Raw genomic sequence first — 20738 nt, forward strand, 5'->3', positions numbered from 1 at the left:
GTCTTTCTTGATCGCTGGGTTGCGGCGCTGCCCTTGAGAGGAAGAGGGCGGCGCTGCGCTTCATGACGGGTTGGAGATCCAGGGAGAGACTTTGGGTCGCCCGTCGCGGAGTATCACCCATGGCTACTGCCGTTCAGAAGATCACCCTGTCGTCCTCGCGCGACATTCCCTTCAACAAGCTGGTGCTCAGCCAGTCGAACGTCCGGCGCGTGAAGGCCGGCCTCTCCATCGGGGAACTGGCCGAGGACATCGCCCGGCGTACCTTGCTCCAAAGCCTCAATGTCCGGCCGGTCCTCGACGCGGACGGCGCCGAGACCGGCATGTTCGAGATCCCGGCCGGCGGGCGCCGTTATCGGGCGTTGCAGCTCCGGGTGAAGCAGAAGCGCCTGGCCAAGACTGCGCCGGTGCCTTGCGTCGTACGCGATCCGGCGACTGACATTCTCGCCGAGGACGATTCGCTCGCCGAGAACGTCCAGCGCGCGTCGCTGCACCCGCTCGACCAATTCCGCGCCTTCGAGGCTCTGCGCGAGAAGGGTAAGAGCGAGGAGGACATCGCCGCTGCCTTCTTCACCTCGGTCAACGTCGTGAAGCAGCGCCTGCGCCTCGCCTCCGTCGCGCCCGCACTGCTCGACGTCTATGCCGACGATGGCATGTCGCTCGAGCAGTTGATGGCCTTCACCGTCACTGCAGATCACGGTCGCCAGGAGCAGGTCTGGCAGGCTATCTCCGGCTCCTGGCAGAAAGAACCCTATCAGATTCGCCGCATGCTGACGGAGAAGACGGTGCGCGCCTCCGACCGGCGCGCCGTGTTTGTTGGCCTCGACGCCTACGAGGCGGCCGGTGGCGGTGTGCTGCGCGACCTGTTCCAGTCCGACGATGGCGGTTGGCTTGAGGACGTCGCTCTGCTCGACCGTCTGGTCGCTGAGAAGCTGAAGACAGAGGCGAAAACAATTGCCGCCGAAGGTTGGAAGTGGATCGAGGTCGCCATTGACTTCCCCTACGGCCATACTCGCGGCTTGCGCGAACTGGACGGCATGGCTGCTGATCTTTCGGCCGAAGAGCAGGGGACCATCGAGGCGCTCAAGGCCGAATACGCCAGGCTCGAGGCCGATTACGACGGCGTGGATGAGCTGCCCGACGAGGTCGACCAGCGACTTGGCGAAATCGAGACGGCTCTCGCCACTTTCGACGATCGCCTGGTCATCTATCAGCCGGCCGACATCGCCCGCGCGGGCGTGTTCGTCGGCATCGATGCCGAAGGTGCGCTCTTGGTCGATCGCGGCTACATCCGGCCCGAGGACGAAGTGCCCGTGGCCGCGCCGGAGCAGAACAGCGATGGCGAACCCGCTACCGTGGCCGTGGACGGCGCCCAACCGTCAGCGGCGGCTGTCCAGCGCGCGGTCATTACTATCGGCGGCCAAGTCGCCGAGCCCGAGGACGAGGATGACGATGCGGTGAAGCCCCTGCCGGACCGCCTGCTGACCGAGCTCACGGCGGAGCGGACGCTGGCGCTACGCGACAAGCTGGCGATCACGCCTTCGGTCGCCTTCCAGGCGGTGCTGCACAAATTCTGCCTCGACGTCTTCTCCCGGTATTCGTCCTATGGAACGACGATGGAGATCTCCGTGCGTAGCGCAAGCTTCCCGGTTCAGGCGCAGGGGCTGAAGGACACGCCGGCAGCCAAGGCGATCGACGCGCGCCACAAGACATGGGAGGAGCGCTTGCCCAAGGACAGAACCGATCTCTGGGACTGGCTTACCGGTCTGACGGGCGACGAGCAGGCGGCGCTCTTTGCGCACTGCGCCTCGTTCGGCGTAAACGCGCTCTACGAGAAGGGCGACCGCTACGGCGGCGGCGCCACGCCCGCACACGGTCGAGCAGCGCATTGTCGACGCCGATCGCATCGCAAGCGCCGTTGATCTCGACATGGTGGAAGCCGGCTGGCGTCCCACCGTCGAGAGTTATCTCGGCCGGGTGCCGAAGCGCCGCATCCTTGAGGCAGTGCGCGAGGGTGCCGGCGAGCGAGCCGCCCAGCTCATCGATCATCTGAAGAAAGGCGACATGGCCAAGGAGGCCGAACGGCTCCTGGCCGAGACCGGCTGGCTGCCCGAGCCCCTGCGCATGGCCGGCGTCGACCAGATGGCGACCGTCGACGCCGCGGAACCCGAGGGCGATAGCGAGGCGCTGCCGGAATTCCTCACCGGCGATGACAAGGAAACTCCGGCCGATGAAGCGGAGGAGCCGCAAATGGTCGCGGCCGAATAGCTCGAGCCCGCGGGCCGGCTTCCGCTGTCCCGCGTCTCTTCATTGCCAATCCACCCCAAAGCCCGGCTCCTGCCGGGCTTTTTGCATATTATGGAGGCTCTCGTGCCCCTCTTCACCATCGAGACGACCTATCGCCTGCCGATCTATCGACAGCGAACCTACGACGCCGAAACGCTCGACCAAGCCTGCGATCTCGCGATCGCCGACGAGGATTGGGACGACAAGAAGTCGGACGTCGAAACGTCCGGCGACACCTTTGTCACGGGCGTCTGGGAAGGCCGCGACGCGGCCTATATCGGCCGAGCCCTGCCGATCTCGTCACGTTTTGACGAGCTGGTCCAGCGCAAGGCGGGCCATTTCGAGTTGTTGCTCGGTCTGCTCAAGATTCTCGCCCACGTCCGTAATGACGGCTCAGCGGATGTCGAGCTTTGGCGCCGACGGGCGGACGCTGCCATCGCAAAGGCCGAGGCCATTCTCGCGGGCGAAAACGATCCAATTGAGGGTGCTGCGTCATGACGAAATACATCGTCACCGTCGTCGAAGGCGATGCGAGCTACCTTCGCGGAAGCGGTCGCCGACGCTGACGACGGCCAAGCCTGGCCATCTTGGCAGTTCGGATACTGACGAACGCTCTGTGCGCGGCGCGCCGCTACCGGTGGGGCGCCGTTTCTCATGTCGGGCACGGCCTTGATGCTGAGAGGGAGAGGTCGGCCGGAACGAGGTTGAGCCGGTACGGTCCGAGAGAGAGCGCCGGCCGGCTCGCCCGTTCCCGCTCTCCTTAAGGCTCCTTTCATGAATGACCTTTCTCCGATCGCGGCCGATCAGGCCGCGCCGACCTCGCCTGTTCGCGCTCCCGAGGGCGCCAGCGTCATCATCGCTGCGGCGGAGCAGCTCCTTCCGCATCTCGAGCGTGGCCGACGCATCGACACCGCAATCTTGCGCGCCGCGATGGAAGTGGCCTTCGGCGCATCCGATGCGACGGGCGCGTGGGATTGGAAGATGGCCTATGACGCTTGCGAGGTCGCCATCGTCCTGTTTTTGCGCAAATACGGAAAGGCGCTGTTCCGCAAAGCCGCTTCTCCGGCTTCACGACTTTCCGCCTTGGACAAGATCGCGGGGCTTCTGCCGACCCACACGCGCCGCTCCGCCGAGAGCGAGGCTTTCCAGCAATTCTCGACGCCGATTCCGCTCGGCCTGGCTGCGCTGACCGCGGCCGCCATTACGGCGGCGGATCGCGTGCTGGAGCCGTCCGCAGGCACCGGACTGCTTGCCATCCTCGCCGAGATCGCCGGCAGCGGCCTCGTGCTGAACGAACTGGCCGAGACCCGTGCCATGTTGCTCTCGTCCCTCTTTCCGGCCAATTCCGTCACGCGCTTCGACTCGGCCCAAATCGACGATCATCTCGATCCCGCCGTTGTCCCGAGCGTCGTGCTGATGAACCCACCGTTCTCGGTGATGGCGAAGGTCTCCGGCCGCATGGCCGACACGGCGTACCGTCACATCGCCTCGGCCCTGGCGCGTCTTGCCGATGGCGGCCGGCTGGTCACGATATCAGGCGCAAACTTCTCGCCCGAAGCCTCAGCCTGGCGCGACGCCTTCGCCCGATTGCAGGAACGCGGCCGCGTGGTGTTCACCGCGGCGATCGCCGGCGCCGTCTATGCCAAGCACGGCACCACGATCGAGACGCGCCTCACCGTCATCGACAAGGCGCCGGCCAATGACCCGAACGCGTTCCCGGAATCGCCGGGAATAGCGCCCGACGTCGCGACGCTGCTCCGCTGGATCGCCGAACACGTTCCGGCTCGCTTGCCAGTTGCCTCGACTGGCGTACCTCCCGTGTCTGCCTCCTCGCCGGCGCCTCGCACTGTGCGCGGCTATCTCGCACGGGCCGCCGCACAGTCGGTCAAGGCGTCGGTCGCCGATCCCGAAGCCGTCGACCTCGCCTATGAGACGATCGTTTGGACCCCGCCCGTGGGCGCGCGCCTGAGCGACGCCATCTACGAGGAATTCCGGCTTCAGTCGATCCGGATCCCCGGCGCGCAGGCGCACCCGACCAAGCTGGTGCAATCGGCCGCGATGGCCTCGGTCGCGCCGCCGAAGCCGAGCTATCGGCCCCGGCTGCCGGCCAGCCTCGTCGGCGACGGCCTTCTATCCGACGCCCAACTCGAGACGGTGATCTATGCCGGCGAGGCCCATGGCAACTATCTCGCCGGCGCCTGGACGGTCGACGAGACCTTCGACCTGGTCATCGCCGGGCGCGACGACGCACCGAACGCCGTCCGTTTCCGTCGCGGCTTCATGCTCGGCGACGGGACCGGCGCCGGCAAGGGTCGTCAGTCTGCCGGCATCATTCTCGACAACTGGCTGCAGGGCCGGCGCAAGGCAGTCTGGATCTCGAAGTCCGACAAACTGATCGAGGACGCGCAGCGCGACTGGTCGGCGCTCGGCATGGAGCGTCTGCTGGTTACGCCGCTCTCGCGCTTCCCTCAAGGACGGGAGATCCGGTTGGCGGAAGGTATCCTATTTTTAACCTACGCTACGCTGCGGTTCGACGACCGCGGCGAGAAGCTTTCGCGCGTCCGGCAGATTGTTCAATGGTTGGGCTCCGACTTCGACGGTGTCATCATTTTCGACGAAAGCCATGCCATGCAGAATGCCGGTGGCGGCAAGGGCGAGAGGGGCGATGTCGCGCCCTCGCAGCAGGGGCGTGCGGGCTTGCGCCTTCAGCATGCACTGCCCAATGCCCGCGTCGTCTATGTGTCGGCGACGGGCGCCACCACGGTCCACAACCTCGCCTACGCCCAGCGCCTCGGGCTCTGGGGCGGCGAGGATTTTCCGTTCGCCACACGCGCCGAGTTCGTTGAGGCGATCGAGGACGGCGGCGTCGCAGCGATGGAGGTGCTCTCGCGCGACCTTCGCTCGCTCGGCCTCTATACCGCTCGCTCGCTTTCCTATGACGGCGTCGAATACGAGCTCGTCGAGCATCAACTCACCGATGAGCAGCGGCGCATCTACGACGCCTACGCCGGTGCCTTCAGCGTGATCCACAATCACCTCGATGCGGCGATGCAGGCCGCCAACATCACCGGAGAGACCGGCACGCTCAATCGTCAGGCGAAGGTGGCCGCGCGATCGGCCTTCGAATCCGCCAAGCAGCGCTTCTTCGGCCATCTGCTCACCAGCATGAAGACGCCGACTCTGGTCCGCTCGATCGAGCGGGACCTGGCCGAGGGCCACGCCGCCGTCATCCAGATCGTGTCGACCGGCGAGGCGCTGATGGAACGGCGGCTTGCCGAGATCCCGACCGAAGAATGGAACGACGTCCGCGTGGACATCACGCCGCGCGAGTACGTGCTCGATTACCTCGCCCATTCCTTCCCGGTGCAGCTCTATGAGCCCTTCACCGACAGCGAGGGCAATCTCTCGTCCCGGCCCGTCTTCCGCGACGGTCAGCCCGTCGAGAGCCGGGAGGCCGTTGCCCGCCGCAATGAGCTGGTCGAACGGCTCGCGTCGCTTCCGCCTGTTCCCGGCGCACTCGACCAGATCGTGCAGCGTTTCGGCACGGATATTGTGGCCGAAGTGACCGGACGTTCGCGGCGGGTGGTGCGCAGCGGTGACCGCCTTGCCGTCGAGAATCGTTCAGCCTCCGCTAATCTCGTCGAGACCGCCGCCTTCATGGATGACGTGAAGCGCGTCCTTGTCTTCTCGGAGGCCGGCGGCACGGGCCGCAGCTACCACGCCGAGCTATCGGCGCGAAATCACCGGCTTCGCGTCCATTATTTGCTCGAGCCGGGTTGGAAGGCCGATGCCGCAATCCAGGGGCTCGGTCGAACCAACCGTACCAACCAGGCGCAGCCACCTCTGTTTCGCCCCATCGCGACCGACGTGAAGGCGGAGAAGCGGTTCCTCTCGACCATTGCGCGACGGCTCGACACGCTGGGGGCCATCAGCGCGGCCAGCGACAGACCGGCGGGCAGGGTCTGTTCCGGCCTGAGGACAATCTTGAGAGCCACTACGCTCGCGATGCGCTGCGCCAGCTCTATCTGCTGCTCGTGCGCGGCAAGGTCGAAGGCTGCTCGCTCCAGATATTCGAAGAGGCCACGGGTCTGAAGCTCACGGACGCGAACGGCATCAAGGACGAGCTACCGCCGATCACCACGTTCCTGAACCGGTTACTCGCGCTCACCATCGAGCTGCAAGGTGTGCTGTTCACCGCCTTCGAGCAGTTGTTGAACGCCAAGGTCGAGGGCGCCATCGCCAGCGGCGTCTACGACATCGGCCTGGAGACGCTGCAGGCCGAGAGCTTCATCGTCACCGATCGGCGCCCGATCTACACCCACCCCGCGACCGGCGCAGAAACCCGGCTGCTGACAATCACCGAACGCCGCCGCAATCACCCCACGACGCTGGCTCAAGCGCTCGATTATGTCGCCGATGCGCGGACGGTGCTGCTGGTTAACGAGCGCTCGGGACGCGCTGCGGTGCAGATTCCAGCACCAAGCTTCATGCTCGATGATGGCGAGATCGAACGCCGCGTGCGGCTAATCCGTCCGATGGAGCACCATCATGCTTCGATGAAGATGATGGACGAGAGCCATTGGCAGCCTGCGGATCGCGAGGCATTCGCAGCAGTCTGGAGCGGCGAAGTCGCGGACGTCCCCGAGTTCGCTGAGAGCACCCTCCACATCGTCGCCGGTCTGCTGTTGCCGATCTGGAAGCGACTTCCGAACGAGTCGACCCGGGTCTATCGGCTCCAGACCGACGACGGCGAGCACATCATCGGTCGCAGGGTCTCGCCGGCCTGGGCCGCGAACGCTTGTGAGATCGGCACTAGCAGCTTGACCCCACAGGAGGCTTTCTCGGCGCTGATGGAGGGGCGCACCGTCATCGACCTCGCTGAGGATCTCCAGCTCCGTCGTGTCCGCGTGATGGGCGCCCATCGCATCGAGCTGTCCGGCTTCACCGACGTGATGCGTGACCGGCTACGGACGTACGGCCTCTTCAGCGAAATCATCTCGTGGAAGCTGCGCATGTTCGTGTCGACAGACGCGACCGGCGCCGGAGTGCTGGCGAAGGTGCTCGACCACTATCCGGTTGCGCGCATTAGCGAGCGGGAGGCCGCCTGATGGCCCGGGACAGCGCCTCTGAACTGGCCCGCCGTCTCGCGCGTGATGCCGAGGCGGTGTGCCGCCATTATCTGTCCAACGGACGGCGGCAGGGCCGCTACTGGATGGTGGGCGACGTCCGTAATACGCCTGGTCGCTCGATGTTCGTGCGGCTCACGGAATCGGTGAAGGGACCCGCGGGCAAATGGACCGACGCCGCCTCAGCCGAACATGGCGATCTCCTGGACGTGATCCGCGAGAGCTGCGGTTTCATTGACTTTCGTGAAGTCGCTAATGAGGCACGGCGCTTTCTGAGTCTGCCGCGTCCAGAACTGGAGCCTGAGCCAAATCACCACCGGTCGCGAACATCGCCCGCGCCCCTCGGATCACCAGAGGCCGCGCGGCGGCTCTTCGGCATGTCGCAGTCGATCGTGGGCACGCTGGTAGAAGCGTATCTCCGCAATCGCGGTATTACGGCTCTGTACGAAACCGGAAGCCTACGCTTTCATCCACGGTGCTACTACCGACCCGACGATGACAGCCCGACCGAGACATGGCCGGCGATGATCGCCGCCGTCACCGATCTCTCCGGCAATCTGACCGGCGCGCATCGCACCTGGCTCGACCCGGACGGCTTCAGTGAGACAGCGCTCGGCAAGGCGCGGATCGACGCGCCGAAACGGGCGATGGGCGACCTGCTGGGTCACGCCGTTCGATTTGGCGTAGCTGGCGAGGTCATGGCGGCGGGCGAGGGCATCGAGACGATGCTGTCGCTCCGCAGCGTCCTACCAACCATGCCGATGGCCGCAGCCCTCTCGGCGGCGCATCTCTCCGCCATCCTTCTCCCGGAAACACTCCGCCGGCTCTACATCGCCCGCGATGACGATCCTGCCGGTGACGGCGCCATGGCGACCTTGATCGACCGGGCGCAGGCGGCCGGGATCGAGGCGATCGTGATCTCGCCACGGCTTGGCGACTTCAATGAGGACCTTCGCCTGCTCGGACTTGACGCCCTTCGGGCCGTGAGCCGCGTGCAGATCGCGGCGCAGGACGTCGCGCGCTTTATGGCGCTGGCGGCATAGCCGGAACGGGATGAGGGCGACGCGGCCGCTTCGTTCCCGCGAGGCCAGCGGTCATGCTTCCCCTCGGCGCCGGAGAGGACCGCTCCAACGGCCTTCTTAAGAGGGCGATCGGGCGGCAAGCGGCCCGGACCGGCAACCTCGTGGGCCGACTATTTTCCGTCGGCGGCAGAGCCGCCTTTACATCGCGAGGCAAAATAGTCGGCCCCCTTCGGTCCTCCGCCAAGGCTCCGGCCCACAGCTAGCGCTGCGGGTGCAAGTCCGGTCCGCCTGCCGCCTTCGTCGCCATGAAGGCCGCGATGGGCGCGGTCGATCCGAGGAGGGAAAACCGCAATGACCACCGACCACGACAACGATGTCGAGCCGCACCACAGTTCATCCCCGACCAACCACGTCCTCCAGGAAATTCAGCTCTATGGCTACCGTCCCTTCCACGATGAGCCCGATCCGCGGCGGCTCCCCGAAGCGCGAGTCCTCGCCGGCAGCATCGCCGACATCTTCGATGCCCTGGTGGTGGCACTGTCCGATACCCGTCTCGAGCCCGACCTCGAAGACCTGCTCTGGTCGACCGTGAACGTCTTCCACCGCGCCACCGACAGGATCGAACGCGAACTCGACGACAACGAGCTGGCGCAGCAGCGCTCGCAGCGGGAGCAGGACGGCAGCGAGGTCAAATCCGTCGAGCTGGAGCGACTGACGGCAGAAGGGCAGACGCTGATCGAGCGACGAGGCGCCTTCGAGCTGATGCGCGACCAGGCCGCCGATGAGTTCGAACGCCACACCCACTCGACTTGGCGGCCGCGCAACGGATCCAAGGTCAACCATCGCAATCTGACCTCCGCGATGATCGACAGCCGCGATTTCCTGGCCGCGAAGAAGCGCGCTGATGATCAGGTGCTTCTGCCTGCAGGACCGAAGGTGGTGCTGACCGGTGGGCTCGGCTTCAATGATCACCGGTTGATCTGGACCAAACTTGACCAGGTGCACGCCAAGCATCCGGACATGGTGCTGCTGCACGGCGGGTCGCCCAAGGGGGCCGAGCTGATCGCCGCCAAATGGGCCGACAACCGCAAGGTCCCACAGATCGCCTTCAAGCCCGACTGGACGAAGCATGCGAAGGCCGCCCCGTTCAAACGCAACGACGCGATGCTGGAGACACTTCCCATCGGCGTGCTGCACTTCCCCGGCACCGGCATCCAGGACAACCTCGCCGACAAGGCCAAGAAGCTCGGTATCCCGGTCTGGAAATTCGGCGGCGCGTGAGCGCTGCCGCAAATTCTAATGACCAGAAGCTCTCCGGCTCACTCGATGCCGCTGATCGTGCGACCAGCCGCGGCCCGGGCGCGTTCGCCGCAGCCTTGCACCGGCTTCGCTCGGATCACACGAAAAACCCTGGCATGAAAGCCAGGGCTCGTGATGCCACGGCGTACATCCGGCCGCGACGATCAGGCGCCAATTAGCACGATGTTCTTGAATAAAATGTGACCTTCGCGCGTCTGTTACGTGAACGTCGCGCTGATCACTCGCCCCAACCGTCGACGCAACAGGGCGTCTTGCGAGGCAGGCTAAATTTCTACGGTGCCGTCTCATCTCGCAATGAACTGTTGTTCGTCGTACGCCAGGCAGGCGCTTCTATCTATCGGGCCAATCAAAACTTCCGCAGAAGATGAACGAAAGATGTGACAGGCCGTCCTTAAGGATGTGGGCGCCGTCATGTTTGCTTTTACATAGCCAAGCCGCAGTATGCTCGGTCATGGAACTAGGACCTAGCTCTGCGCCGACCTAATATGCTTTGATGTGTAGGGTGGAAATGAGACGCGTGGTGCTCCAATGTACATGGTCATTCGCAAGTACACCAAGGTTCGTTCGGTTGCGGATGCCGCCCGCCGCGCGAAAAGCGGCATCGGGCAGATCCTAAGGGAGTCGCATGGATTCAGATCGTACTATGTGCTGGATGGCGGTGAAGGCGTCGGTCTCGCTGTGATGATATTCGAGGATCGCGAAAGCGCCAATGCAGCGAACAAAAAGATCTTGGAGTTCGTTCAAGCGAGTCTGCATGACCTCCATCTTGGAGACCCCGAGATCGTCGCCGGAGAGATATTGGTGAATATCCAATCTGATCAGTAGCGCGCCGCTTTCCATGGAGCAATGCGTCGCGGCTCGGAACGATAAGTTCCGTATTGAGAGACCTACTTGAAAAACACAAGATCAATTTGGGCGCAGCTGGAATCCTCTACCTGGACGTAAATCATTGGAAGTGAACATGGGAAAAGCTACGCCTCGCTCACTGAGTGTACGAAGGTCAGCTATGAATTGATGACGAACCCCGGCAAACAAGCGGCAGAAAATCTTCCTCTCGGATAAGTCGCGGCTCCTGCTTCACGCAATGCTCGGCGCGAGAGCACGGAGTTGGGTTTCGACCGGCTTATTGAAATGCGTGGCGCTAGCTAGACGGGATGGCGAACTGCGGGTTTGAACCTCGGCATTCCCTGAGCTAGGCAGGATTCTCCGCTTCCGTCGGGACTTTTGGAATGGAATATATCCCAGTTGCTGCTCCAGGGCGGCCACCGTTACGCTGCAGAACTACGCCGATATCATCGTCCGCATGTTGGTCATCGGTCTGCTCGGGATGGGCCGCAGCTGGCCGTTAACGCACTCTCCATCTCTCTTGGAGAGGGCAAGGGCTGCGTGTGAGACGGTTTGCGATCTCAATTCCACGATCGCCACGGCTGAGGTGGTCTGCATTCTCGGTCCGTCCGGCTGCGGCAAATCGACCTTACTCGGCGCGCTGGCAAGGCGACTGTGGACGATCGGCCGATCCTCGGTCCGAGCCCGGATCGGGAATCGTTTTTCAATAGCACGCCCTATTTCCCTGGAAACGGATCGGCGACAATGTCGCCTTCCAGCCGAAGATATGCGCGGCATCGGCAAGGCCGAGCGGTACCGTGCCGCGGACGAAATCTTGAAGCGCGTGGCCTTGAGGGTTTTGAAAACTTCTATCCCTCTCAGCTCTCCGGTGACATGCAGCAGCGAGTCGAGATCGCGCCGGTACTCATAAATCAGCCGCGGGTTCTGCTGATGGACGAGCCGTTCGACGCGCTCGATGCCCAGACCTTAGTCTGATGCAAGAGATGCGGTTCGATGTCTCGACCAAAATTTTGACGACGATGGTGTTCGTCACTCATGATATCGAGGAAGCCTCGTTTCTGGCCGATCGGATCATCGTTATGAGCGCGAGGCCGGGACGGGCGATCCAAGACATTTGCGCGACCGCGGTACGGTGAGCTTGTGACCGAAAGCGATTTTGTTCGTCTCAGACGGCGCGCGCTCCATCTGCTACGACAGCCGAGCGGGAAAAATGCCGCATCCGCACCGTCTAAGCCGCTGGTCCAAGTCCCGGATTCACTTCAAATTCATCTTGTCAGCCATTCGTAACAAGGGGCTTGCCCTCTAAGAGCTCAACGAGGGCTTGAGTGTCAGATACGGAGATCGTTGGAGATAGGTAAACGACAGGCTGCTTGGCGCGGATGTGGCGAGCAAGCAAGCCGTCCTCATTTCCACATACGACCACACTGCGTGCACCGGTTGATTCGAGGTGCTCTGCCAAATCAATTCCGATACAGATTTCATCTGGGGTTCGGCCGCTCGTAAGGCTGGCCGTGCCGTGCCAAGGAGTACGGTTCCTCGTTGGACTCACATGAACGGTAAAGTGACCAACAGATTCCGGTTTTTGGTGAATCGACATACGCAGCGCATTCGGAAACACCGCAGCGACATCATCGAAGCCCACCGGATTCTTCGAACCTGTGTTGGCCTCATATGCCGCGCAATATAGAGCGGCTCCCCGCAAGGATGCGTCGATTAACTGCCGACGCAGTCGCTCAACCTTCTCATCATCCTGAGGCAAGTATATTGTCTGCATGGCTTGGACATAGAGCCGCTGCTCGCTCAACCCGGTTTGGCGCGCAATATCAGATACACAAGAATGTTCGAGAGAAAATAAAATTGGCTCGAAGAGAGGCGTTAACACACCTTCCGGATCAATCTCGGATAGTTCTTTGCGCATCTCATCGCGTCCGCGCGTGGACCATATAGTAGGTAGAATTCTCTCTACATCAGATAGGAAGCCAGCTTTGCGTTTGGCGAAGTAATGCATGGCCTGTTTGTGACCAGGCGTGCCTTGCACGCTCTTCTTAATCTCGGCGTAATCAATAAGACGGAAGAATCGTTGATCAATGGAGAATGCCTCTACAGCATCAGATAGGACTGCGCGGTAGTTAGCGATTTGTTCCAATGAAACCGTGTCAAAACAGGGGTAGCGCCCAGCATCACGACATGCAAGGATTCGCACTGGTACGATTGGGGCGTCTTTAAACGCGAACCAACTACGTATTGGAATGGACGATGCCGCAAGCTCGACCAGTAGACGAACAAAAGTGGGCTTATCGTTTACTTGAAGCCTCGGAGGATTGGCTGCGCCCTTCCTTAGGAGCTTTCGAGTCGCCGCGCATTCCGTTGGGTTTTTGATGCGCTTCTCACATTCCTGTATAGCTGCTTCAAAAAGATGCTTTATGCCGCATTTCTCGTCCGTCGCAGTGGGTTGAGCGCATTTTCGGGCGCCATCTCCGACCCGTTTGGCAACGTCTTCGATCAGCGTGGCCATTTTTTTCTGCGCGACGTGGCACGCACGTGACAAACTGTAGAGCGATATCAGCGTATAAAACTCGCCCATGTCGGGAAGCGTTCCACGATTCTTCAAAGGCGTAGATGTGCGAAATGGGAGGAGCAGGATCGCGAACTCGACCTCGCCACTTTGTTTAATTGCATGAGAGATTTGGCAGGATCGCTCATATCGGCCCGCCTCACTGATGAAGCCTTTTCGGATTGATTTTTCGGTCATGACTTCGCAAATCAGCGCCGCGGGGCCAATCTCTCCCAGGCGGTCGTTCCGCAGGACGCGATTCACTGCCTTTGACGAAAGATTGGTTACCAGTCGGTCTCCGAAATCTTGCAATGACCTTATTATTGAGCGCTCGAACATCTTGGCATCAATCTTGAGAGATTCAGCATTAGAGTCGCCCCTACGGGCGAGGGCGTCAATTCGCGTCAAGCGCTCAAACGTGCTGCCAAGCGCATCAGTATTGTATTCGATTTTCCGGGACATCCTGGCGTCTGTACCTAGTGGAGCTTCTTCCATACTCTGTCGTCATCATTGCCAATCTGAAAATCCAGCGCGATATCTTCGCCTTTATTTAGGATTCCACAATCGAACAAGGCTCCGTTCCGCCCTGGGCTCCCCCGATCGAGATGGAGTTAAAAGGCGCCCAAGCCCGTATCTACGATGCAGCGACCGGACACCAATAGAGAACAGTCGCTACTGAAATGACCTCAGATCCCATCTCGGCGGCGCTCCAATAGTGAGAGCCCGCGTGTTAGATAAGTTGCCGCCGATCCGTTCCGGGACTTCGCAACACGATACCAGATCTCCTCCCTGGCTGGTAAAAACTGGAGCTTCCTTTGAGCGTTGCGCGCAAGTCGCAAGCTTCCCGTCGCGCTTAGCCTGTTCCAGAGCCCTGCGCTCCATCTTCGGTTCGTTCCATCGGACGCCTGTAATTCTGCCTCGGCGAAAGGACTCGAAGGCGACTCGGAAGGTCAGAGCAGGACCCGCGGCGGCCCGCGGCTCCAATTCTGGTGCGGTCGACCATCGCTGAAGAGTTTCGAGCTGCTCCAGTCCGACAAGCGCGAGAACGTCACTGTCCTTCAAAATTGAGATGTCGCGAATGCAACGCCCCCAAGTTGGGTGTCTAAGTCTTGTGATTCCAGCCAGCGGCTGATTGCGTCTAATGGAGACTTGGCCTCAGCACTCCTTCTCGCAGTCGTGGTTGGAGTCCTCGCGGCTGGCACAAGGGGGTGAATGCGATTTGGCCCCGAGAACGCTCCGTTGGTCAACTACAAGAACCTGCAGGTGACGGAACCGACTTGATCCAGGATGTCGTCCGACTAGTCGTGCGAATCCTAAGTTCGCCAGTTATGACCGCCCTGCGTGGGTGATCGCTCATGAGCGATAACCTGCGCGCGTAGTCGCGCCGGCCACGGTCGCTGGATAGAGCGCCACCACGGGATCGCGCAAATGGCGGTGCCATCTGCGACTGCGCAGCCGATCTTCTCGATAATCGGCGCCATTGCCGTCAGCATCACAGCGTTCGTCCGCTTCACGGCGATGACAACGCCGGAGTCAACCGAAGCAGGGCAGGGCGTGTGGCTGACAGCCCCCAAAGGGGCGGTCGTAGGGCCAGATTAGGGGCTAGGCTTTCGCGATATGCGTCTCACGCCACGGCTGCGGTGGGGCTGATGAGAACGGTGAAGCTCGGATCGCACGCAAAGGTCCATCTTGATGCGCCCGTCGGTGCAATGGCAGGCGCCACGGCGAAACTCGGCACAACGCGGCCAACAAGTCCGGGACGACGGGCGCCTTGGCGAGCAGTCGTTGTGGTGACCATTTCCGTCCTTCTCGAATAGAGAGTTTCACTCGCCGTGGAATCTCTCGCCGGTAGCCGAAGGCATCGCGACCGTCGCCATGTTCCCCTTGATGTCTGCTTTTAGATCGAGCGCACCGAACGGCCTCTCCGATGGGTGGATCTGGCCGAAGGGCGGCTAAAGCCTCGACCGCCTATGGCGCAATGGCGCCGATCGACTTTCTTCCCTTGCCGGCTGCGCCGTCATTCCTCGCGAAACAACAAAGTCGCCCGGCTGCCATCCTTCGCTGGCGCTTCGGCCCCTTCGGTGTGCGCCGTCGATCGCCTCCGGCCTGTCGATCACCATCGAGGCCGCAAGGTGCGGGCTCGGAAACCGAGATCAAGGAGAACTACCATGGCGACCATCGGCACCTTCAAGAAGACCGGCAACAACGAGCTCACCGGCGAGATCGTCACCCTCTCGCTCCAGGCCAGGAACGTCCGGATCGTCCCCGAAACCAACCGCTCGGGCGACAACGCCCCCAGCCACCGGATCTATGTCGGCCGTGTCGAGATCGGGGCCGCCTGGTCCAAGCGCTCCAACGAGGGCCGCGATTATCTGGGTCTCAAGCTCGACGATCCGAGCTTCACCGCTCCGATCTTCGCCAACCTCTTCGCCGACGAGGAAGGCGAGGGCTTCAGCCTGATCTGGTCCCGCCCCAGCCGTCGCAACGGCGACTGACCCGGCCTACAATGCCTCGCCCGGCCTGGCCCGGGCGGGGCATTACCTTGCGCGGGAGCCGGCCGCGAACTTGCGGCAGCGTCGCACCACGACCATGCGAGCTTCGCAGGACGGACGCACCGATTCCCTCAAGGAGCTTTAGTCGCAAGTAACCGAGGGCGCGTCGTCGTGCTTGAGGTGTCGCTTTCGGACATTGTAACTCACCAGCCAGATGACGCCGACCGCGATTGGCACGAAGGCTGCGGTCAGGAACGAGGGCTCTACTCGCAGTCCGACATCATGCGCGCCCTTGGCAAGATAGCTAAACAGGCTGACCACATAATATCCTATCGCCCCGACCGACAATCCTTCGACCGTGCACTGCAGCCGAAGTTGCTGTCTCGCGCGCTCGTTGATGGCCTGCAACAGGTCACGGTTCTGTCGTTCGATTTCGACGTCGACCCGAGTTCGCAACAGATCGGCGGCACGCGCGAGCTTGACCGACAGAGTCGCCTGGCGATCCTCCACAGTCGCGCAGGTTCGCATCGCCGGCGCCATGCGGCGTGCCAGAAACGACGACCAGGTTGGATAGCCCGAGACATCGTTGCCTTCAATGATGGACAGTCGCGATTGGACCAGCTCGTTATAGGCCCTGCTGGCGCCGAAGCGAAACAGGCTGCCGGTCGCGCCTCTCTCGAAGGATGCGGCCAGCGCCGTCAGCTCGGCAAGCAGATGGTTGTTGAACTGCAGCCCCTCACCGCTTTGCATTTTCTCGAGCGCCTCAACAAGACGGCGGTCGATGCGATCAACAGATGGTGCAAGCTCAAGGGCCGCCGACAGGCCAAGCAGCGCCAATGGACGGTAGGTCTCGATTTCCAGGAGCCGTTGCACCAGCGCTCCGAGATCGTGCGACGTCAACCCGAGGTCGCAGACGAGGATTTTCGTGAAGCCTTTTTCGTCTACGCGGAAGTCTGAGGCGGCAACGCCTAAGCCGCTCTTTGTGGCAACCATGGCCAGGCTGTTCTTGTCAAAAATCTGTTCGGCCCGCTTGATCGGCGAGGTGTCCTGCTCCACTTCTAGCCTGATTGCGACAAGCAACTGTCCGGTCTGACGCAACGCGCGGATCAGCGATCGGACGGTACCCTCAACTTTGTCAAATTGGTCTGCGGCAGAACAATTCACGTTAGTCCAGATCCAGGTGAATGTTGTAAATTCCGAATGCTGCTCCCAGCGTAGCGTACGCGGGCCCGATGACAATCTGATGAAGTTTCGCCGATTGCTCAGGCGGCGGAAGATTGCGCTCGAGACAAAAATCGATAAAACGGCAACGATCGCTTGTGGCTGCCTCGCCCTGTGCAAGAAAAGCGAAGTGGATCACGCTGAGGGCGAAACAAGGCGCGTGAAAGGGCGCGCGTGCACTTCGCCGAGCACGGCGTCGCGTTGCGGATGTGGCGTGAAGGTTCGCAGATCCAGTTCATCGATCATGTATTGACGCCTCGCTTCAGAGCGAGCAAGCAGCCGTCAGCCTTAACGCGGTAGGCAATGGCGGTGCTGAAAAACGGTTTCGCCAGCAAGCCGTTTCGCGACCTTGGCCGTGGCGCGCGCACCTTCCGACGAATGCCCAGATTTACGTGGACATGGTTGTCTGTCTCCAAATCCCACCGACATCGCCCGCCACCGAAGGCTGCCGCGCGCAAGTGAAGATACGTCGGCCCTTTTCTGAAAGCAGGTTTCCGGTGGCATGACCGATGCCGCGCGAGACCGTGGCAAGCAGGAGCGTCTTTCGTTCGCCCACCGTGGCGAAGGCAGGCGGCCTCCGGTGTGGCGACCGCATTGTCGATTGACAGTTTGAGGCCCAAACGCGACTCCCATCTTGATGCCGCCCCAAAACTTCTTGGCGCGGAGAGGCGGTGCAGGATTTGGGCCAGCACTGTAGAAGGGACACGTCCACGTCTTTTTGGACGCAATGTGGCTTTCGAAAACAGTCGGAGACGGGTTTCAGACATGGAGCGCGCTTGTAATCTGACAGAATGCGCACGTGCGCAGGCCACAGGGAATTGCCTGTTTCGGCACGGTGATCGCTCGCTTGGCGGCCCCATTATCTGAGGCGCCATGCTGTGGTTGGATTTGTCCATGCAGAGGAGGCCGGCGCGTGACCGCGCCCGAACCCGCCGGGTAAGGCTTGGCGATGGGCTGATAACGTCACGTCGAGTGAGGTTGATCACGCAGCCGGAGCGCTCGTCGTCCTCGTCTTTGAGGTGACGCTCAGGCAGTGCAAGCGTCGCGGCTCGACAGATTGTCGCAGTGAGGCAGATACGTGGCAATGTCGTGAGCGATCGACCAAATAGCGGCGGATCACAATACGGCCGACAACTCGACTCGTCGGGCGTATTGCTCGAGTGTGGTCACGGAGGCTTAGATCCGTCGTCGGCACGCGGCCGGGAGCCAATCTCCGTCGAACTCGCTGGCCGGTCTTTGCGGGACGCCAGGATCGCCATGTTCTCTTGATTTCAGCTCTGTTCGGATCGAGCGCATCAACGGCCTCTTCGATGGATTGATCTGCCCGAAGGACGGCTGACGCCTCGACCGCCTAAGGCGCAACAGCGGCGTCACAACTTTCTTCCCCTGCCGGCTGCGCCGTCATTCCTCGCGCGAGCCAAGAAAGTTGCTCCTTTGCTGTCAGGCCCCTTCGGGGTGCGCCGTCGATCGCCTCCGGCCTGTCGATCACCATCGAGGCCGCAAGGTGCGGGCTCGGAAAACAGAGATCAAGGAGAACTACCATGGCGACCATCGGCACCTTCAAGAAGACCGGCAACAACGAGCTCACCGGCGAGATCGTCACCCTCTCGCTCCAGGCCAGGAACGTCCGGATCGTCCCCGAAACCAACCGCTCGGGCGACAACGCACCCAGCCACCGGGTCTATGTCGGCCGAGTTGAGATCGGGGCCGGCTGGTCCAAGCGGTCCAACGAGGGCCGCGACTATCTGAGCCTCAAGCTCGACGATCCGAGCTTCACCGCTCCGATCTTCGCCAACCTCTTCGACGACGAGGATGGTGAGGGCTTCAGCTTGATCTGGTCCCGCCCCAGCCGTCGTAGCGGCGACTGACCCGAGCTACAATGCCCCGCCCGGCTGGTCCGGGCGGGGCATCACCGCGCTCGAGAATCGCGAAGGAACCTCGTTGGCCGTGCCGCCGCAAGCAAAGGGCGCAACAGATGCCGGTCAGCGCCCGCGTGTCGGTTTGATCGGCCGTCTTTGATGGGCCTCCGCCACGCTATCGACGATGTCATCCCAGTCGGGACAGATTGCGATGAGGCGGTCTATCACCGTAGGGTCTCGGTCGATCTGGCCGAGCGCCTGAGCGCGCCATTGGTCGTTGAAGCTTATGCTCATCAGCCCCAGGCATTCGACGACCGAACTGTGGGGCGGCAAATGCTCCAACGTCGCCGTCATGATGCCGGTCCATTCTTGTATCACACGCCAGCGGTCCGACTCGGCGTTGGTGTCCAACTTTTCTTGGAGCAGATCAACTAGTGGCTCGTCACAGTGATTTTGACGGTTTGATACCGAGCCAGCTTAGGATCGGCAAGTTCTCTGGCGGCACGAGGATTTCGATGCTTCTGGGGATATCGGCTCGACGGCGAATGAGGCCGTTACGTTCGAGCGTGACGATCATCTGATGGACTGAGGGCGGGCTAACACCGAAGTGACGCTGCATGTCGGCTTCGGCGGGGGGCCGTCCGAACATGTGCGAGTAGGTATAGATGAAAGCCAGATAATGGCCCTGCTTCTCGGTAAAGCGTGCGCCTGATTTTTGACTCATGGATCGATTCGTCCGGAGCCTCCGACAGGGAGGCGAACGATGAATGTACGGTACCGGGTTGAATTGAGCCAAGCCGAGCGAGAGGAACTGACGGCGATGCTGAGCGGCGGCAAGCATGCCGCTCGCAAACTCAAGCGGGCCCAGATTTTGCTGGCGGCCGACATCGGCAGCCGCGACGAGGAGATTGTCCGGACCGTCAGAGTAAGCGCCTCCACCGTCTATCGGACCAAACGCCGCTTGGTGGAAGGCAATCTCGATCGGGCCTTGAGTGAGGAGCCGCGTCCCGGTGCGGAGCGCAAGCTGACCGGCAAGGAGGAAGCCCTGCTGGTGGCGACCGCATGCGCCAAGCCGCCCGCTGGCCGGAGGCGCTGGACGCTGGCGCTGCTGGCCGACGTGATGGTCAAGCTCACCGATCATGACAGCCTGTCGGGCGAGACCGTGCGCCGCCGGCTGGCCGATAATGACCTCAAGCCGTGGCGCAGGGACATGTGGTGCATTCCCCATGTCGATGGCGAATACGTCGCCCGCATGGAAGATGTGCTCGATCTCTACGCTGAAGCGCCTGATCCCGAGCGGCCGCTGGTCTGCTTCGACGAAACCCCCGTCCAGCTCATCGGCGAAGTGCGCCAGCCGATCCCACCCGAGCCGGGAAAGCGCGAGCGTTACGATTACGAGTACCGCCGCAACGGCACCGTCAATCTCTTTGTCGCCCTCGATCCGCATCGGGCCTGGCGTAACGTCAAAGTCACCGAACGGCGCACCGCCGTGGATTATGCTCACTGCATGCGCGAACTCGTCGATGTCCATTACCCCAAGGCCGCCTGCATCCGTGTCGTGCAGGACAATCTGTCGATCCATGCCCCCGGCGCCCTCTACCAGGCCTTTGCCCCCGCCGAGGCCCGCCGCATCCTGCGCCGCCTCGAGTTCCACTACACCCCGAAACACGCCAGTTGGCTCAATATGGTCGAGATCGAGATCGGCGTGCTCCAAGGGCAGTGTCTCGGCCGCCGGATCGACGATCCAAAACGCCTTAGAAACGAGATCGCAGCATGGGAGCGGCAGCGAAACAAAACTCGCGCCCGTATCAACTGGATGTTCACAACGGACAAAGCTCGCACCAAACTGGGGCGCGCCTATCCAGGCATACCCAAAGAGTCAAAATCACTGTGACGAGCTACTAGTGCGCGGAAGCGAATTGGCCAAGGTTGGGGCCTGAGTTCCGCAACGTAGGCATCCACCACTTCGCGGATGTCGTCTGGCAAGTGCTCGTATAGCGTCGTCATAGCGCAGG

12 protein-coding genes and 3 pseudogenes are annotated in these 20738 nt (G+C 62.0%); 11 read left to right on the forward strand and 4 right to left on the reverse strand.

Going from position 1 to position 20738, the window contains the following annotated elements; genetic code table 11:
• The first annotated feature begins 119 nt into the window (after positions 1-119).
• The 8 genes and pseudogenes from ACVWZM_RS21535 to ACVWZM_RS21570 all read left to right on the forward strand — a co-directional run bounded on the left by ACVWZM_RS21535 (position 120) and on the right by ACVWZM_RS21570 (position 11572).
• A pseudogene (locus ACVWZM_RS21535) lies at positions 120-2265 on the forward strand (ParB/RepB/Spo0J family partition protein).
• 102 nt (positions 2266-2367) lie between these two features.
• Positions 2368-2781, forward strand: a complete 414-nt coding sequence (locus ACVWZM_RS21540) for a hypothetical protein (protein ID WP_456856729.1) — start codon at positions 2368-2370, stop codon at positions 2779-2781.
• Between the two features lie 276 nt (positions 2782-3057).
• Positions 3058-7391 (forward strand): annotated as a pseudogene (locus ACVWZM_RS21545) (strawberry notch-like NTP hydrolase domain-containing protein).
• Positions 7391-8452 carry a DUF7146 domain-containing protein gene (locus tag ACVWZM_RS21550; RefSeq protein ID WP_456854635.1) on the forward strand — a complete coding sequence of 354 codons (1062 nt, stop codon included), beginning with the start codon at positions 7391-7393 and terminating at the stop codon, positions 8450-8452. The pseudogene ACVWZM_RS21545 and the gene ACVWZM_RS21550 overlap by 1 nt, the downstream one beginning before the upstream one ends.
• 330 nt (positions 8453-8782) lie before the next feature.
• Positions 8783-9712, forward strand: a complete 930-nt coding sequence (locus ACVWZM_RS21555) for a DUF2493 domain-containing protein (protein ID WP_456854637.1) — start codon at positions 8783-8785, stop codon at positions 9710-9712.
• Positions 9713-10279: 567 nt separating this feature from the next.
• Positions 10280-10576, forward strand: coding sequence for a hypothetical protein (locus ACVWZM_RS21560; RefSeq protein ID WP_456854639.1), 297 nt, complete (start codon positions 10280-10282; stop codon positions 10574-10576).
• Between the two features lie 502 nt (positions 10577-11078).
• Positions 11079-11210 (forward strand): annotated as a pseudogene (locus ACVWZM_RS21565) (hypothetical protein); the annotation flags it as partial.
• 131 nt (positions 11211-11341) lie between these two features.
• Complete coding sequence (locus ACVWZM_RS21570) at positions 11342-11572, forward strand: ATP-binding cassette domain-containing protein (RefSeq protein ID WP_456854641.1); 231 nt, start codon at positions 11342-11344, stop codon at positions 11570-11572.
• A gap of 298 nt (positions 11573-11870) precedes the next feature.
• Here ACVWZM_RS21570 and ACVWZM_RS21575 read toward each other — a convergent pair whose 3' ends face one another.
• Positions 11871-13613 (reverse strand): hypothetical protein, encoded by a 1743-nt coding sequence (locus ACVWZM_RS21575; RefSeq protein WP_456854643.1) that lies wholly within the window; start codon positions 13611-13613, stop codon positions 11871-11873.
• Positions 13614-15319: 1706 nt separating this feature from the next.
• Between ACVWZM_RS21575 and ACVWZM_RS21580 the strand changes: the two genes are divergently transcribed.
• A complete protein-coding gene (locus ACVWZM_RS21580) occupies positions 15320-15646 on the forward strand; it encodes a DUF736 domain-containing protein (RefSeq protein WP_456854645.1) in 327 nt (108 codons plus the stop codon).
• 138 nt (positions 15647-15784) lie between these two features.
• Here the strand turns inward: ACVWZM_RS21580 and ACVWZM_RS21585 are convergent, their stop codons facing one another.
• Positions 15785-16984: a DUF3422 family protein gene (locus tag ACVWZM_RS21585; protein ID WP_456854647.1), complete on the reverse strand. Its 1200-nt coding sequence runs from the start codon at positions 16982-16984 to the stop codon at positions 15785-15787.
• Positions 16985-18405: 1421 nt separating this feature from the next.
• Between ACVWZM_RS21585 and ACVWZM_RS21590 the strand changes: the two genes are divergently transcribed.
• Positions 18406-18732 carry a DUF736 domain-containing protein gene (locus ACVWZM_RS21590; protein ID WP_456854649.1) on the forward strand — a complete coding sequence of 109 codons (327 nt, stop codon included), beginning with the start codon at positions 18406-18408 and terminating at the stop codon, positions 18730-18732.
• Between the two features lie 114 nt (positions 18733-18846).
• Here ACVWZM_RS21590 and ACVWZM_RS21595 read toward each other — a convergent pair whose 3' ends face one another.
• Entirely contained in the window at positions 18847-19134 is a 288-nt protein-coding gene (locus ACVWZM_RS21595; RefSeq protein WP_456854651.1) for a hypothetical protein, read from the reverse strand.
• 31 nt (positions 19135-19165) lie between these two features.
• Positions 19166-19447 carry a LexA family protein gene (locus ACVWZM_RS21600; protein ID WP_076829365.1) on the reverse strand — a complete coding sequence of 94 codons (282 nt, stop codon included), beginning with the start codon at positions 19445-19447 and terminating at the stop codon, positions 19166-19168.
• A gap of 39 nt (positions 19448-19486) precedes the next feature.
• On the opposite strand from ACVWZM_RS21600, the gene ACVWZM_RS21605 reads away from it, so the two are divergent.
• Positions 19487-20617, forward strand: a complete 1131-nt coding sequence (locus ACVWZM_RS21605; protein WP_076829362.1) for an IS630 family transposase — start codon at positions 19487-19489, stop codon at positions 20615-20617.
• Positions 20618-20738: the final 121 nt, after the last annotated feature.

Source organism: Bradyrhizobium sp. USDA 4501, from assembly GCF_054062115.1.